Below are 16,473 nucleotides of genomic sequence, written 5' to 3'. Positions count from 1 at the left end.
GATGCGTGCTCATGCGGCGGCGGCCCTGGCGGCCCTCTCCCTGGCCGGGGCTCTCACGCTCACCGGCTGCGGTGCGGACGGGCAGAACTCCGCGAGCGACACGGCGGCCCGGCCGCCCGCGGCGGACTCCAAGGCCCGGGAGGGGGCGGCGGGCTCCGCGGCGGCCCCGGCCCCGGCGGGTTCGGCGGGGGCGGCGGGCTCGGCGGGGGCGGCGGGCAGGACCGACGGGGCGCCGGTCACGGTCCGCCCGAACGTCATCCGCACGGCGACGCTCGGGATCGAGACGTCGGACGTCCAGAAGACGCTCGCCGCGGCCCGTGGCGCGGCGGACGGCGCGGGCGGCTACGTCGGCAACGAGTCGACCAAGCGCGGCGAGAACGGCCGGATGACGTCGACCGTCACCCTGCGGGTGCCGGGCGAGCACTACGACGCCGTACTCGGCGCCATGGAGGGCAGCGGGAAGCTGCTGCACCGCAAGGTCGAGGCGCAGGACGTCACCGAGAAGGTCGCCGACATCGACAGCCGCGTCTCCTCGCAGCAGGCGAGCGTGGCGCGGGTGCGGGAGATGATGGGCAAGGCCACGGCGCTGAGCGAGGTGGTGATGCTGGAGAGCGAGCTGAGCCGGCGTCAGTCGGACCTGGAGTCGCTGCTGGCGCAGCAGACGGCGCTGAAGGACAAGACCTCGATGGGCACCATCACGCTGGAGGTCTCGGAACCGGCGCCCCCCGTGGTGGAGAAGAAGAAGGAGAAGAAGGAGCCCACCTTCCTCAGTGCGCTGAGCGGCGGATGGGAGATCTTCACGAAGATCCTGCGCTATCTGCTGGCGGCGCTGGGCGCGTTGCTGCCCTTCCTGGCGACGGCCGCCGTGGTGGTGCTGCTGGTCCGGGCGTACCGGCGGTGGCGTCCGGCGCGCCCGAAGACGGGCCTGACGCCGAAGCGGCTGCCGGTGCCCGCGGCGCGGCAGACGCCTCCCGCCCCGGCCACCGCCCCCACTGCGGCCGCGGCCCCGGCCGCGGACACCGAGGACGGCGTGCGGGACTGAACCCGCCTTCGCCCGTAGCGTGTTCACCACTCGACGGTGGTGAAGGGGCGGTAGGGGCGATGGCGACGGAACGACTGGTGGTGGTCGGGGGCGACGCGGCGGGGATGTCCGCCGCGTCGCAGGCCCGCAGGCTGAAGGGGCCTCGGGAGCTGGAGATCGTCGCCTTCGAGCGAGGCCGCTTCACCTCCTACTCGGCCTGCGGCATCCCCTACTGGGTCGGCGGTCTGGTCGCCGAGCGCGACGACCTGATCGCCCGCACCCCCGAGGAGCACCGCGCACGGGACATCGACGTGCGCACCCGCACCGAGGTGGTGGAACTCGATCTGCCGGGATCCAGGGTGCGCGCCCGCGATCTGGACAGTGGATTCGAATCCTGGACGCACTACGACAAGCTCGTCCTGGCCATGGGCGCCCGGCCCGTCCGCCCGCGCCTGCCCGGCATCGGGGCGCAGGGGGTGCACGGCATCCAGACCCTCGACGACGGCCGGCGCCTCATGGAATCGCTGGAGCGTACGCGGGGCCGGCGGGCGGTCGTGGTCGGCGCCGGCTACATCGGTGTGGAGATGGCCGAGGCCCTGGTGCTGCGGGGCTACGAGGTGACCGTCCTGCACCGGGGCGAGCAGCCGATGGCCACGCTGGACCCCGACATGGGCGGTCTGGTGCACACCGCGATGAACCGTCTGGGGATCCGTACGGTGGCGCGCGCCGAGGTCACCGGGATCCTCACCGACGAGGAGGGCCGGGCCCGGGCGGTGGCCACCGGGGCCGGCGGGGAGTACCCGGCGGACGTGGTGGTGCTCGGCATCGGCGTGGAACCGCGGACAGCGCTGGCCCGCGCCGCCGGCCTCCCGCTCGGCCCCTCGGGCGGGATCCTCACGGACCTGTCGATGCGTGTGCGCGGCCACGGGAACGTCTGGGCGGGCGGCGACTGTGTGGAGGTCCTCGACCTGGTCGCGGGCCGCACCCGGCACGTCCCGCTGGGCACCCACGCCAACAAGCACGGCCAGGTCATCGGCTCGGGCGTGGGCGGCGGCTACGCGACCTTCCCGGGGGTGGTCGGCACGGCGGTCAGCAAGGTCTGCGATCTGGAGATCGCCCGTACGGGGCTGCGCGAGCGGGACGCGCTGGAGGCGGGCCTGCGCTTCGTGACGGCCGCCGTCACCTCCACCAACACGGCGGGCTACTACCCGGGCGCGGCGGAGATGACGGTGAAGATGCTGGCGGAGCGCCGTACGGGCCGGCTCCTCGGCGTGCAGATCGTCGGCGGCGCGGGCTCCGCGAAGCGGGTGGACGTGGCGGCGGTGGCGCTCACGGCGGGCATGACGGTGGAGCAGGTGGTCTCGCTCGACCTCGGCTACGCGCCGCCGTTCTCGCCGGTCTGGGACCCGGTGCTGGTGGCGGCCCGCAAAGCGGTCTCAGCGGTCCGCGCGGCGGGCGTCTGACCGTCGCCCCCACCGGCGGCGGTGGGGGCGGTGCGCAAGGGCCGGTCCTCAGCGGGCCGTCTTGGTGTGGACGTAGTCCACCAGGCGGGTCAGCGCCTCGGGGTCGGTCGTCGGGAGGACGCCGTGGCCGAGGTTGAAGACGTGGCCCTCCAGGCCGGCGGCGGCCGCGAGGACCTCGTCCGCCTTGGCCTCGACCGCCTCGGTGGTGGAGAAGAGCACGGCCGGGTCCAGGTTGCCCTGGAGTGCCTTGCCCGGGCCGACCCGGCGGGCGGCCTCGTCGAGTGCGACGCGGTAGTCGACGCCCACGACGTCCGCGCCGGCCTCGCCCATCAGGCCGAGGAGCTCGCCCGTGCCCACACCGAAGTGGATCCGGGGGACCCCGTAGGAGGCGACGGACTCCAGGACCTTCGCCGAGGCGGGCATGACGGAGCGGCGGTAGTCCGCCGGGGCGAGCGCGCCGACCCAGGAGTCGAAGAGCTGGACCGCGGAGGCGCCGGCCTCGATCTGGACCTTCAGGAAGGCGGAGGTGATGTCCGCGAGGCGGTCCAGCAGGTCGGCCCAGAGCTGCGGGTCCCCGTACATGAGGGCCTTGGTGTGCTCGTGGTTCTTCGAGGGGCCGCCCTCGACGAGGTAGCTCGCGAGGGTGAAAGGCGCGCCCGCGAAACCGATCAACGGCGTGGCGCCCAGTTCACCCGTGAGCATGCCGATCGCCTCGGTGACGTAGCGGACGTCCTCAGGGGTGAGGTCGCGCAGCTGTGCGAGGTCCTCGCGGCGGCGGATCGGCTGGGCGACGACGGGGCCGACGCCCGGCTTGATGTCCAGGTCGACGCCGATGGCCTTGAGCGGGACCACGATGTCGGAGAAGAAGATCGCCGCGTCGACGTTGTGGCGCCGCACCGGCTGCATGGTGATCTCGGTGACCAGGTCGGGCCGCATGCAGGACTCCAGCATCGCGGTGCCCTCGCGGACCTTTCGGTACTCGGGGAGGGAGCGTCCGGCCTGCCGCATGAACCACACCGGCGTGTGCGGCACCGGCTCACGCCGGCACGCCTTCAGGAAGGCGGAATCGTACGTCTGGCTCGGCTGGCCCTGGGGGCTGTCGTTGGCGCTCACGACCCAAATCTTCGCACGTATGAAGAAGTGCCCGGCCCGGCGCGGGTGTCCCTGCGCCGTACGGGCTCACATACCGCCTAGTCTTCCCCGCATGGCTGCGGCTCAGGGACGATTTTCAGATGGCGCCGACGGTACGGACAGTGCGAAGGAGAGCTCCGTCCCACTCCCGTTCCGCCGGGCGGTCGAGGGTTTGAAGAAGGCCCGGCTGCGTCCGGGGGTCGAGATCGACCCCACGAAGCCGCCCCAGCGGCTGGCGCCGTACGCCTACGCGCTGGAGGCCGCGGTGGTGGACGGGGAGGACGACCTGGCCGACGGCCGGCTGATCCTGCTCCACGACCCGGCCGGGCACGACGCCTGGCACGGCACCTTCCGGCTGGTGACGCTCGTACGCGCGGAGCTGGAGCCCGAGATGGCCGCCGATCCGCTGCTGCCGGAGGTGTGCTGGTCCTGGCTGACGGGGGCCCTGGAAGCGCGCGGGCTGGCCTACGGCGAGGCGAGCGGGACGGTGACCATGGCGGGCTCGCACTACTTCGGCGGGCTCGCGGAGCGGCGGCCCGCGACGCAGATCGAGATCCGGGCCTCGTGGACGCCGCGCGAGGGTGTGGGCGGGGTCCCGGACACCGCGGCGCACCTGTCGGCCTGGTGCGAGCTGATCTGCCAGATCGCGGGACTGCCGCCGGTGGGCCCGACGGACACGGCGACGGGCGTGGTCTCCCTGCCCCAGCGCCGCGGTCCGCACCACCCGTAGGCGCGGGAGTGTACGGCCGGGGCGGTGCGGCCGCGTCCGCGGGGGGAACGGCCGGTCGAGGTCCGCAACCGCGATCACATCCCGGCGCCCGTTGTGGGCTTCTGATCACCCGATGATCGATCACGTGTCCGAATTGCCCGAATTGTTACTCACCAAATCGTGATCATTCCCTAAAGCCGGGCGGGTGACGTGCCGAAGGAGTCAGTGACCATCCGCACGGTTCGCACCGGCTTCCTTCCCCGAGCCGGCCGTCCCGCCACTCCCCCAGGAGGCCTAGGTGTCCGTTCTTCTCGAGCAGCCCGCAAGCCTGGTCGCCTACCGCCCGAACAAGCCGACCGCCATGGTCGTCGTGGCCGACCCGCGCGTCCGCTCCACCGTGACCCGCCATCTGTGGGCCCTCGGCGTGCGTGACGTCATCGAGGCGTCGTCCATCGCGGAGGCCCGCCCCCGCGTCGGCAGCCCGCGCGACATCTGCGTGGCCGACGTGCACCTGCCCGACGGTTCCGGTCTCACCCTGCTCTCCGAGACCCGTGCCGCAGGCTGGCCCAACGGCCTGGCCCTGTCCGCCGCCGACGACATCGGCGCCGTGCGCAACGCCCTCGCGGGCGGCGTGAAGGGCTACGTCGTCACCGGCACGCGGACCAACATCGGGCTCCCCACCCGGCCCGGCGCCGCCCCCATCGGCGCAGCCGCCGCCCGTATGCACCGCCGCCCCCCGGGTGCCCCGAGCCACCCGGGCGGCTACCGCGAGCTCTCCGGCCGCGAGGTCGAGGTCCTGCGCCTCGTCGCGGAGGGCCAGTCCAACAAGGCCATCGGCGTCTCGATGGGCCTGTCCGCCCTGACCGTCAAGTCCCACCTCGCCCGTATCGCCCGCAAGCTGGGCACCGGTGACCGCGCGGGAATGGTCGCCGTGGCCCTGCGCACCGGGATCATCCACTGAACGCGGGCCGCGACCCCCGGATAACCTCCGGGAGGCCCCCGGCAAACACCCCGCCTACTGATCGCGCCCGTCGACGGAACGTTCCGGCGACGGGCGCGTCGTATACACGGATACCCTTGACCGGTGACCGACGCCCAAGAGACCGCAGCAGACCTGCGCACCACCACCGGGGGCGGCCCCCCGGACGACGTCGTTGTTCCGCCCGGTGGGGTGCCGATCCCATTGCTGGAGCCCCGCGAGGGGATCCCCCCGGTGGTCGCCGACGCGGACGCCCTCGCCGACGTGGTCGCGGCCTTCGCCGCGGGCACCGGCCCCGTGGCCGTGGACGCCGAGCGCGCCTCCGGATACCGCTACGGCCAGCGCGCCTACCTGGTGCAGCTGCGCCGCGAGGGTGCCGGGTCCGCGCTGATCGACCCGGTGGGCTGCCCCGACCTGTCCTCTCTGGGCGAGGCGCTCTCCGGCACCGAGTGGATCCTGCACGCCGCCACCCAGGACCTGCCCTGCCTGCGCGAAATAGGCATGGTCCCCACGTCGCTGTTCGACACCGAGCTGGCCGGCCGGCTCGCCGGCTTCCCGCGGGTCGGGCTCGGCGCGATGGTCGAGAGCGTTCTCGGCTACGCCCTGGAGAAGGGCCACTCCGCCGTCGACTGGTCCACCCGGCCGCTGCCCGAGCCGTGGCTGCGCTACGCCGCTCTGGACGTGGAGCTGCTGGTGGACCTGCGGGACGCGCTGGAGGAGGAGCTGGACGGCCAGGGCAAGCTGGAGTGGGCCCGGCAGGAGTTCGACGCGATCGCCTCCGCGCCGCCGGCTCCGCCGCGCAAGGACCCGTGGCGCCGCACGTCCGGCATGCACAAGGTGCGCCGCCGCCGGCAGATGGCGGTCGTACGGGAGCTGTGGGAGTCCCGGGACCGGATCGCGCAGCGGCGTGACGTGTCCCCGGGCAAGGTGCTGGGCGACGCCGCGATCGTCGAGGCCGCGCTGGCCCTGCCCGCGAACGTGCACACCCTGTCGGCCCTGCCCGGCTACGGGCAGCGCATGGGCCGCCGCCAGCTCGACCAGTGGATGGCCGCCGTGGACCGGGCGAAGGCGCTGCCCGAGAGCGAGCTGCCGCAGCCGGGCGCGACGCCGGCGGGCCCGCCTCCGCCGCGTTCCTGGGCCGACAAGGACCCGGCCGCCGCGGCCCGGCTGGCCGCCGCCCGTACGGCCGTGTCGGCCCTGGCGGAGCAGCTGAACCTGCCCCAGGAGAACCTGATCACCCCGGACACGGTCCGCCGCCTGTGCTGGGAGCCGCCGCAGCGGCTGGACGAGGACGCGGTGTCCCGGTCCCTGGCCCTCCACGGCGCCCGCCCCTGGCAGATCGAGCAGGTGACCCCGGTCCTGGTCGCGGCCCTGACGGCCACGGCGTAGCCGGTCCCCGCCGTGCCCCGGTCCGCGACGCGCCGGCCGGGGCACGGCCGGTTCACAGCGCTTGCCCGGTGTAGTCGCCGTCCGTGTCCATGGCGAAGGTCCCCTGTGTGTGGCCGTCGATCTCGGTGTGTTTGAGCCATTTCCGGGACAGCTGGTGGACGTGCTTGACCACCCGCTCCCAGGGAATCTGGTGGCCCGCGCAGGCGACCTTGAAGTGCATCTTCTTCGGACCGGGGATCGCCTTGTACAGCTCGGTGACCGAGAGGAAGGGGTTGGTGCCCGGGACGCTGTTCACCGTCCTGTCGTGCTCGCCGACGACGATGAGCACCGGCACCTGGTTGCCGAGGACGTCGTCCACCTTGGCGCCGTCCCTGTTCCACCCCCACCAGAAGGCGTTGCGGAAGCGCAGCACGCCCGAGGGCACGCCGGACACCGGCGGCCCCCAGTTGCGGCCCACCACGTCGTTCTCCATGATCGCCGCCCAGACCGTGTCGACCATGCCCTCCGCACGCTGCTCCTCGCCGCAGCCGAGTTCCTTGTCCCAGGCGTCTGAGAAGCCCTGCCGGCCGGTGATGTTCATCGGGTAGGTCCACAGGGAGGGCGGAGGGGGCAGCGCGTCCGGCCGCTCCCATTTGGTGCCCGGCTTGCTCCCGGGCCCGTCCGGCCGGAAGACCGGGGCGAGCAGGAACAGGCTGGAGACGTTCTCCGGGTGCTGGATGGCGTAGGGGCCCAGCGCCACCGCGGCGGCTGACCAGCCGAAGAGGGCGACCTTCTCCACACCGCGCTCGGCCTTGATGTACTCGACGACGGTGTGGACCTCGGCCCAGTCCTGCTCGGAGTCGCCGAGGTGCTTGGCGTACGCGGGGGTGCAGGGGCCCGGCAGCGGGTGGCCGTCGTGCAGGAGCTTCGCCTGCTGGGTGCTGTTGGTGTTGCAGGGCTCGTTCATGACCGCCGGGCGCGGCGAACGGCCGTGGCCCTGGAGGTCCATGGCGAAGACGTCGAAGCCCGCCTTGGCGAGGAACAGCATCCAGTTGTACTCGCCGGTGCCCAGGTCCGCGCCGGGCAGGACGGGGACGCTGCGGCCGTGCAGCATCAGGACGGCGGTGCGCTTGGTGGGATTCTTCGTCCCGTCGCGTTCCCGGACGAAGAGTTTGACCACCTCGCCTTCGTTGACGGGGAGGGTGGAAGGGTGCTTGACCTCGTGGTCGGTCGTCTTGATCTGCATGGCCGGGGTCTCCGTTCGGTCGGCCGGGGTCCGGGGCGCGGTGCCGGGACGGGGCCAGAATCCGGAAGGGGCGCGCCGGGCGCCATCGACGTGACCGTGGCGGCCGGGCGGCCGACCCGATCGGGGCACCGGACCCGCTCCGATCGGACGGGCGCGGGAGGGGGCGCGCGGGGACCTGGCGGCGGGTGCGGAGTGTGACCTTCGCCGCTCCTCGGGGAGGGGGTGTGCACATTGGTTACCCGCAAGTAGCATGGTCGGGTGAGCGGGCGCTCAGCACACTGTGCCGAGTGCGCCCCCGCGCAGCAGTGCCATCCCGCACCTGGAGGAGAGCCAACGTGCCTCGTACCGTCAGGGACGTCGTCTTCGTCGACGGCGTCCGCACCCCGTTCGGCAAGGCGGGCCCGAAGGGCATCTACCACGAGACCCGCGCCGACGACCTCGTCGTGAAGGCGATCCGGGAGCTGCTGCGCCGCAACCCGGACCTGGACCCCAAGAAGATCGACGAGGTCGCCATCGCCGCGACCACGCAGATCGGCGACCAGGGCCTGACGCTGGGCCGCACGGCCGGAATCCTCGCGGGCCTCCCGCAGTCCGTCCCCGGCTACTCCATCGACCGCATGTGCGCCGGCGCGCTGACCGCCGTGACCGCCGTCGCGGGCGGTGTGGCCTTCGGTGCCTACGACGTCGCCCTCGCCGGCGGCGTCGAGCACATGGGCCGCCACCCCATGGGCGAGGGCGTCGACCCGAACCCGCGCTTCGTCTCCGAGAAGCTGGTCGACGAGTCCGCCCTGTTCATGGGCATGACCGCCGAGAACCTGCACGACCGGTACCCGACGATCACCAAGCTCCGCGCCGACGAGTACGCCGTGCGCTCGCAGGAGAAGGCCGCCAAGGCGTACGCCGACGGCAAGATCCAGCAGGACCTGGTCCCGATCTCGGTCCGCAACACCAACTCCGAGGTGGGCGAGACGGGCTGGGGCCTGGTCACCACCGACGAGCCGATGCGCCCGGGCACCACGCTGGAGAACCTGGCCGGCCTGAAGACCCCGTTCCGTACGCACGGCCGGGTCACCGCGGGCAACGCCGCCGGTCTCAACGACGGTGCCACCGCCGCGATCATCGCGTCCGAGGACTTCGCCCGCGAGAACAACCTCCCGGTCAAGATGCGCCTCGTCTCGTACTCCTTCGCGGGTGTCGAGCCCGAGGTCATGGGCTACGGCCCGATCCCGGCCACCGAGAAGGCCCTGGCCCAGGCCGGCCTGACGATCGACGACATCGGCCTCTTCGAGATCAACGAGGCCTTCGCGGTCCAGGTCCTCGCCTTCCTGGAGCACTACGGCATCGCCGACGACGACGCCCGCGTGAACCAGTACGGCGGCGCCATCGCCTTCGGTCACCCGCTGGCCTCCTCCGGCGTGCGCCTGATGACGCAGCTGGCCCGCCAGTTCGAGGAGCAGCCGCACGTCCGCTACGGCCTGACCACCATGTGCGTCGGCTTCGGCATGGGCGCCACGGTCATCTGGGAGAACCCGCACTTCACCTCCGAGGGAGAAGCCAAGTGAGCACCACCGCTGAGCTCCTGAAGGGCGCGGCCGAGCTGTTCCCGGACGAGGTCGTGACGTCCGCGCACGTCCGCCACCTGGACCTGCCGTTCGGCGCCGGGCGCTTCGCGCTCATCACGCTGGACAACGGCTTCGACCACACCAAGCCGACCACCTTCGGTCCGCAGTCCCTCGCCAACCTGAACGCGGCGATCGACCAGGTCGAGCAGGAGGCCGCCGCCGGCACCATCGTCGGCGCGGGCATCACCGGCAAGCCGTTCATCTTCGCGGTCGGCGCCGACCTCAAGGGCGTCGAGCTGCTGAAGAAGCACGACGAGGCGCTCGCCATCGGCAAGGGCGGCCACGACGTCTTCAAGCGCCTTTCCGCGCTGGCCGTCCCCACCTTCGCGTACTACAACGGCGCGGCGATGGGCGGCGGTGTCGAGGTCGGCCTGCACTGCTCCTACCGCACCGTCTCGAAGGCCATCCCGGCGTTCTCGCTGCCCGAGGTCTTCCTCGGCCTGGTTCCGGGCTGGGGCGGCTGCGCCATCCTCCCGAACCTGATCGGCGCGGAGCGCGCGGTCTCGGTCATCATCGAGAACTCGCTGAACCAGAACCGCCAGCTCAAGGGCAAGCAGGTCTTCGAGCTCGGCATCGCCGACGCGATCTTCGAGGGCGCGGACTTCCTGGAGCAGTCGCTCCTGTGGACCGCGAAGGTCCTCAAGGGCGAGACCGAGGTCGTCCGCGCGGAGATCGACCGCGGCGACGCCTGGGACGCGGCCGTCGCCAAGGGCCGCTTCATCGCGGACTCCAAGGTGCACGGCGCCGCTCCGGCCGCCTACCGCGCGCTGGACATCATCGCCGCGGCCAAGGACGGCGACCTGCAGGCCGGCTTCGACGCCGAGGACACGGCCCTGGCCGACCTCATCATGGGCGGCGAGCTGCGCTCGGGCATCTACGCCTTCAACCTGGTCCAGAAGCGCGCCAAGCGCCCGGCCGGTGCCCCGGACAAGTCGCTGGCCCGTCCGGTCACCAAGGTCGGCGTGGTCGGCGCGGGCCTGATGGCCTCGCAGCTGGCGCTGCTGTTCCTGCGCCGCCTGGAGGTGCCGGTGGTCCTCACCGACATCGACCAGGAGCGCGTGGACAAGGGTGTGGGCTACGTCCACGCCGAGATCCAGAAGCTGCTCGGCAAGGGCCGCATCAACCAGGACAAGGCCAACCGCCTGACCGCCCTGGTGAGCGGTGTCCTCGACAAGGCCGAGGGCTTCGCGGACGCGGACTTCATCATCGAGGCCGTGTTCGAGGAGATGTCCGTCAAGCAGAAGGTGTTCGCGGAGGTCGAGGCGGTCGCCCCGGCGCACGCGATCCTCGCCACCAACACCTCCTCGCTGTCGGTGTCGGAGATGGCCTCCAAGCTCCGGCACCCGGAGCGCGTGGTCGGCTTCCACTTCTTCAACCCGGTCGCGATCCTCCCGCTGCTGGAGATCGTCCGCGGCGAGCAGACCGACGACGCCTCGCTGGCCACGGCCTTCGGTGTCGCCAAGAAGCTGAAGAAGACCGCGGTCCTCACCAAGGACGCCCCGGCGTTCGTCGTGAACCGCATCCTGACCCGCTTCATGGGCGAGATCCAGAACGTCATCGACGAGGGCACCCCGGTCGTCACGGCGGAGAAGGCCATCGAGCCGCTCGGCCTGCCGATGTCCCCGCTGGTGCTGCTGGAACTCGTGGGCCCGGCGATCGGCCTGCACGTCTCCGAGACCCTGAACCGCTCCTTCCCGGAGCGCTTCACCGTCTCCCCGAACCTCAAGCGGGTCGTCGAGGCCGGCAAGCGCGGCTTCTACGTCTACGATTCCGGCAAGCCGGAGCTGGACCCCGAGGTCGCCGCGCTCCTGGTGCAGGGCGACTCCGTCCTGACGGAGGAGCAGGTCCGGATGCGCGTCCTGGACGCGGTGGCGCAGGAGATCGGCCTGATGCTGGAGGAGGGTGTCGTGGCCGAGGCCCAGGACATCGACCTCTGCCTCATCACCGGTGCCGGCTGGCCCTTCCACCTGGGCGGCATCACGCCGTACCTGGACCGCGAGGGCGTCTCGGAGCGCGTGAACGGCAAGAAGTTCCTCGCCCCCGGCATCGCGAGCGTCCCGGCCTAGTCCGGGTCGCGGACGGCTGTTCGACGACCGGGCCCGCCTCCCACGGGGGGCGGGCTCCGGCCGTTCGAATACCTGTCTAAGATTCACCCCCATGACGGAAACGCACGCGCGGCCCAGGCGCCGCCGACGCCGCATTCTGCGGATCACCCTGCTGCTGGTCGCCGTGCTGATCCTGGGCGCGGCCGGGGCGGGTTGGTGGGCGTACAGCCACCTCAACGGCAACATCGACAGCGTCGACCTGGATCAGGCGATCGGGGACAACCGGCCCGCCAAGGTCGTCGCGAACGCGCAGAACATCCTGGTGCTCGGCTCCGACTCGCGGGCCGGCGCCAACGGCGACCTCGACCACGGCGCCGTCAGCGGCGCCCGCTCGGACACCGCGATGCTGGTGCACATACCCGAGGGCCGGGCGAAGGCCACCGCGGTGAGCATTCCCCGCGACACCCTCATCACCCGGCCCGAGTGCAAGGACCGCGACGGCAAGACGGTGCCGTCCGCGAAGCGGGTCATGTTCAACTCCGTCTACTCGCTGGCCGGTCCGGCCTGTGTGGTCAACACCGTCGAGCAGATGTCCGGTGTGCGCGTGGACCACTTCGTCGAGGTGGACTTCGCCGGGTTCAAGGGGCTGGTGGACGCGCTGGGCGGGGTCACCGTGACCCTGGACAAGCCGATGAGCGGCGCCAAGGGCGGTCTGAAGCTCGACGCGGGCACGCACCGGCTGGACGGCGCCGACTCGCTCAAGTTCGTCCGTACCCGGTACGGCTACGGCGACGGCAGCGACCTCGGACGCATCGGCCTGCAGCAGCAGTTCATGCTGGCGATGCTGGCGGAGATCAAGAAGCAGGACGCCCTCGGCAACCCGGCGCGGCTCTACAAGCTCGCCGACGCGGGCACCAAGTCGCTGACCACGGACTCCGATCTGGCCTCACTCACCGCGCTGTCCGACTTCGCGCGGAGCATGAAGGGCGTGAACCCGGAGACGATGGAGACCATCATGCTGCCGGTCGCCTACGACAAGGCGGACCCCAACCGCGTGGTCGCGGCCGAGCCGCAGGCGAGCCAGCTGTGGGAGGCCCTGCGCAAGGACGAGAAGGTCCCCGCCTCCGCCAAGGAGTCCCCCGCCAAGGGCTGACGGGACCCGCGCACACGGAGCCGGCCGTACGGGTGACCCGTACGGCCGGCTCCGGCGTTCGCGCGCGGGGGTCTAGGGGGGTCGTCGAAGTGGCGTCGGCCGCCCGTGCCCGCCACCCGGACGGGACTTCGACGACACCCCCTAGTACTTGGCGTCCGCGCCCACCTTGCCGAGGCGGCTGTGCTGCCGTCCGTAGGCGAAGTAGACGATGACGCCGATGACCATCCAGATGCCGAAGCGCAGCCACGTCTCGGCCGGCAGGTTGAGCATCAGCCAGAGCGAGGCGAGGATCGACAGGATGGGGACCAGCGGCACCCAGGGGGTGCGGAAGGCGCGGTGCAGGTCGGGGCGGGTCTTGCGCAGGACGATCACGCCGAGCGCGACGACCACGAAGGCGAACAGGGTGCCGATGTTCACCAGTTCGGCCAGCTTCGCCAGGCTGGTGAAGCCCGCGACGACGGCGATGACCACACCGAGGAGGATGGTCGCCCGGTAGGGGGTGCGGTACGTGGGGTGGGTGACGGAGAAGACGCGCGGAAGCAGTCCGTCACGGCTCATCGCGAAGAACACGCGGGTCTGGCCGAGCAGCAGGATCATGCACACGGTGATCAGGCCGACGGACGCGCCGAGGCTGATGGCGCCCGAGAAGAAGGGCTGGTTCACCGACTTGAAGGCCTCGGCCAGTGGCGCGGTCGGCGACATCTCCGAGTACTTCTGCATGCCGGTCACGACCAGTGTCACGGCCACGTAGAGGACCGTGCAGATCAGCAGCGAGCCGAGGATGCCGCGCGGCATGTCCCGCTGGGGGTTCCTGGTCTCCTCCGCCGCCGTGGCCACGACGTCGAAGCCGATGAAGGCGAAGAAGATGAGCGAGGCCGCCGTGAAGATGCCCATGACGCCGAAGTTGGTGGGCTCGTAGCCGAAGAGCACCTGCACCAGCGGGGAGTGCCAGCCGCTGACACCCTCTGCCTGTGGCTTGGCCGGCGGGATGAACGGCGAGTAGTTGTCCGCCTTGATGAAGAACAGGCCCGCGATGATGACGAGCATCACCACGGTCACCTTGATGGCGACGACGACGGCGGTGATGCGGGCGGACAGCTTCGTTCCGACGACCAGGATCCAGGTCAGCACCAGGACCAGCAGGAAGGCCAGCAGGTCGAAGTGGCCGCCTGCGTCCGGCCCTGAGAGGGAGGTCGGCAGGGTCCAGCCCAGGTTGGTGTCCATGAGGTGGCGTACGTAGCCGGACCAGCCGACGGCGACCACCGCGGTGCCGAGCGCGAACTCCAGCACCAGGTCCCAGCCGATGATCCAGGCGGGCAGTTCACCGATGGAGGCGTAACTGAAGGTGTACGCCGATCCCGCCACCGGGACGGTGGACGCGAACTCCGCGTAGCAGAGCGCCGCGAGGGCGCAGACGATGCCCGCTGCCACGAAGGCGAGGGCGGTGGCGGGTCCGGCGTTGTTCCGGGCCGCGATGCCCGTCAGGACGAAGATGCCGGTGCCGATGATGACACCCACACCGAACACCGTCAGGTCCCAGGCGGAGAGCGACTTCCGGAGCGCGTGTTCCGGCTCCTCCGTGTCACGGATGGACTGCTCCACCGTCTTGGTGCGGAAGGGGCTGTTCGTATCCCTACTCACCGACGCACCTCCGAACAGGTGTCGACGCACGCGAAGGGCCGGGAGGCCCACTCCTCAAGAGTGATCTCCCGGCCCGTGACGTGCAACCGCGCGGCGACCCGGCGTCAGTCGACGGTGGCGGCCGGCTCGCTGTCGTAGCGGCCGTCCAGCTTGGCGACGAGGCCGGTGACCTGCCGGGCGATGTCCGGTGCGGTCAGGCCGATCTCCGCAAGGATCTCCTTGCGCAGGGCGTGGTCCAGGAAGCGCTGCGGGATGCCGAAGTCGCGCAGGGGTACGTCGACGCCCGCGTCCCGCAGGGCCTGCGAGACGGCGGAGCCCACGCCGCCGGCGCGGCCGTTGTCCTCGACCGTGACGACCACGCGGTGCCGCTCCGCGAGCGGGGCCAGGGCCTCGTCCACGGGCTTGACCCAGCGGGGGTCGACGACGGTCGTGGAGATGCCCTGCTTGTCGAGGAGGTCGGCGATCTCCAGGCACATCGGGGCGAGTGCGCCGACCGATACGAGCAGTACGTCCGGCCGGGTGACCTCGGCGCCCGGGGCGCGCAGCACGTCCATGCCGCCGATCCGGCCGACGGCCGGGACGGCGGGGCCGACGACGCCCTTGGAGAAGCGGACCACGGTCGGGGCGTCCTTGACCTCGACGGCCTCGCGGAGCTGGGAGCGCAGCTGCTCGGCGTCGCGCGGTGCGGCCAGGCGCAGGCCGGGGACGACCTGGAGGATGGACATGTCCCACATGCCGTTGTGGGAGGCGCCGTCGTCGCCGGTGACACCGGCGCGGTCCAGGACGAAGGTGACGCCGCACTTGTGCAGGGCGACGTCCATCAGGACCTGGTCGAAGGCGCGGTTGAGGAAGGTCGCGTACACCGCGAAGACGGGGTGGACGCCACCGGTGGCGAGGCCGGCCGCGGAGGTCGCGCCGTGCTGCTCGGCGATGCCGACGTCGTAGATGCGGTCGGGGAAGGCCTCGGCGAACTTGTTGAGGCCGACCGGGTGGAGCATGGCCGCGGTGATGCCGACGACGTCCGGGCGCTCGTGGCCGATCTTGACCATCTCGTCGGCGAAGACGGAGGTCCAGCTGGCGGCGGCGGTCTTGACCGGCAGGCCGGTGTCGGGGTGGATCACGCCGACGGCGTGGAAGCGGTCCGCCTCGTGCTCCAGGGCCGGGGTGTAGCCGCGGCCCTTCTGGGTGAGGCAGTGCACGATGACGGGGCCGCTGAAGCGCTTGGCGCGCTGGAGCGCGGACTCCAGGGCCTCGATGTCGTGGCCGTCGATGGGGCCGATGTACTTCAGGCCCAGGTCCTCGAACATGCCCTGGGGGGCGATGAAGTCCTTCAGGCCCTTCTTGGCGCCGTGCAGGGTCTCGAAGAGCGGCTTGCCGACGACCGGGGTGCGCTCCAGGAGCTCCTTGCCGCGGGCGAGGAAGCGCTCGTAGCCGTCGGTGGTGCGCAGGGTGGCCAGGTGGTTGGCGAGGCCGCCGATGGTGGGGCCGTAGGAGCGCTCGTTGTCGTTGACGACGATGACGAGCGGGCGGTCCTTGGCGGCGGCGATGTTGTTCAGCGCCTCCCAGGCCATGCCGCCGGTGAGGGCGCCGTCGCCGATGACGGCGGCGACGTGGTGGTCCTCGCGGCCCAGTACCTCGTTGGCCTTGGCGAGGCCGTCGGCCCAGCCCAGGACGGTGGAGGCGTGCGAGTTCTCGATCACGTCGTGGTCGGACTCGGCGCGCGAAGGGTAGCCGGACAGGCCGTTCTTGGTGCGCAGGCCGGCGAAGTCCTGGCGGCCCGTGAGCAGCTTGTGGACGTAGGCCTGGTGGCCGGTGTCGAAGAGGACCTTGTCCTTGGGCGATTCGAAGACCCGGTGCAGGGCGATCGTCAGTTCGACCACGCCGAGGTTGGGGCCGAGGTGCCCGCCGGTCTTGGAGACGGCGTCGACGAGGAAGGACCTGATCTCGGCCGCGAGCTGGGTCAGCTCCTCCTGGCTGAGCCGGTCCAGATCGCGCGGTCCCTTGATGCGGGTCAGCAGCACCCGTGCCTCCTTGCAGTTGCTTGCTGGTCTGTCGAGTCTAATGTTCCGTTCGCGGGCGCGGTCATCGGGCCGTC

Annotated in this window: 12 protein-coding genes; 8 read left to right on the top strand and 4 right to left on the bottom strand. The window is 71.6% G+C overall.

Translation table 11 applies throughout. The annotated features are described in order from the left end of the window. The first annotated feature begins 1 nt into the window (after position 1). Together BSL84_RS26155 and BSL84_RS26150 are read left to right on the top strand one after the other, a co-directional pair. A complete protein-coding gene (locus BSL84_RS26155; protein WP_075971251.1) occupies positions 2-1,042 on the top strand; it encodes a DUF4349 domain-containing protein in 1,041 nt (346 codons plus the stop codon). A 59-nt stretch (positions 1,043-1,101) separates the two neighbouring features. Continuing rightward, positions 1,102-2,484 carry an FAD-dependent oxidoreductase gene (locus tag BSL84_RS26150; RefSeq protein WP_075971250.1) on the top strand — a complete coding sequence of 461 codons (1,383 nt, stop codon included), beginning with the start codon at positions 1,102-1,104 and terminating at the stop codon, positions 2,482-2,484. Positions 2,485-2,532: 48 nt separating this feature from the next. Here the strand turns inward: BSL84_RS26150 and hemE are convergent, their stop codons facing one another. Further along, a complete protein-coding gene (gene hemE / locus BSL84_RS26145) occupies positions 2,533-3,597 on the bottom strand; it encodes a uroporphyrinogen decarboxylase (protein WP_030036480.1) in 1,065 nt (354 codons plus the stop codon). A gap of 91 nt (positions 3,598-3,688) precedes the next feature. Between hemE and BSL84_RS26140 the strand changes: the two genes are divergently transcribed. The 3 genes from BSL84_RS26140 (at position 3,689) to BSL84_RS26130 (ending at position 6,692) form a co-directional block, all read left to right on the top strand. Next, on the top strand, positions 3,689-4,345 hold the full coding sequence (locus tag BSL84_RS26140; RefSeq protein ID WP_030036483.1) for a DUF3000 domain-containing protein: 657 nt from the start codon (positions 3,689-3,691) through the stop codon (positions 4,343-4,345). Positions 4,346-4,622: 277 nt separating this feature from the next. Beyond that, on the top strand, positions 4,623-5,285 hold the full coding sequence (locus BSL84_RS26135) for a helix-turn-helix transcriptional regulator (protein WP_007267191.1): 663 nt from the start codon (positions 4,623-4,625) through the stop codon (positions 5,283-5,285). Positions 5,286-5,408: 123 nt separating this feature from the next. After that, complete coding sequence (locus tag BSL84_RS26130; RefSeq protein ID WP_075971249.1) at positions 5,409-6,692, top strand: HRDC domain-containing protein; 1,284 nt, start codon at positions 5,409-5,411, stop codon at positions 6,690-6,692. A gap of 52 nt (positions 6,693-6,744) precedes the next feature. Here the strand turns inward: BSL84_RS26130 and BSL84_RS26125 are convergent, their stop codons facing one another. Beyond that, positions 6,745-7,917: an alpha/beta fold hydrolase gene (locus BSL84_RS26125; RefSeq protein WP_030036491.1), complete on the bottom strand. Its 1,173-nt coding sequence runs from the start codon at positions 7,915-7,917 to the stop codon at positions 6,745-6,747. A gap of 335 nt (positions 7,918-8,252) precedes the next feature. On the opposite strand from BSL84_RS26125, the gene BSL84_RS26120 reads away from it, so the two are divergent. From BSL84_RS26120 to BSL84_RS26110, 3 genes are all read left to right on the top strand, one after another. Next, complete coding sequence (locus BSL84_RS26120; protein WP_030036492.1) at positions 8,253-9,479, top strand: thiolase family protein; 1,227 nt, start codon at positions 8,253-8,255, stop codon at positions 9,477-9,479. Continuing rightward, positions 9,476-11,605 carry a 3-hydroxyacyl-CoA dehydrogenase NAD-binding domain-containing protein gene (locus BSL84_RS26115; protein ID WP_045322354.1) on the top strand — a complete coding sequence of 710 codons (2,130 nt, stop codon included), beginning with the start codon at positions 9,476-9,478 and terminating at the stop codon, positions 11,603-11,605. Before BSL84_RS26120 ends, BSL84_RS26115 begins: the two co-directional genes overlap by 4 nt. 91 nt (positions 11,606-11,696) lie before the next feature. Then, complete coding sequence (locus BSL84_RS26110) at positions 11,697-12,737, top strand: LCP family protein (RefSeq protein WP_030036496.1); 1,041 nt, start codon at positions 11,697-11,699, stop codon at positions 12,735-12,737. Positions 12,738-12,878: 141 nt separating this feature from the next. Here the strand turns inward: BSL84_RS26110 and BSL84_RS26105 are convergent, their stop codons facing one another. Both BSL84_RS26105 and dxs read right to left on the bottom strand, forming a co-directional pair. After that, complete coding sequence (locus tag BSL84_RS26105; protein ID WP_030036498.1) at positions 12,879-14,378, bottom strand: amino acid permease; 1,500 nt, start codon at positions 14,376-14,378, stop codon at positions 12,879-12,881. 104 nt (positions 14,379-14,482) lie between these two features. Further along, positions 14,483-16,399 (bottom strand): 1-deoxy-D-xylulose-5-phosphate synthase, encoded by a 1,917-nt coding sequence (dxs, locus tag BSL84_RS26100; protein ID WP_030036499.1) that lies wholly within the window; start codon positions 16,397-16,399, stop codon positions 14,483-14,485. Between the last annotated feature and the right edge of the window lie 74 nt (positions 16,400-16,473).

Origin of the sequence: Streptomyces sp. TN58, from assembly GCF_001941845.1 — a bacterium.
In the GTDB taxonomy this organism is placed as follows: Bacteria; Actinomycetota; Actinomycetes; order Streptomycetales; family Streptomycetaceae; genus Streptomyces.
This window is presented reverse-complemented; position numbering and strand designations above follow the sequence as displayed.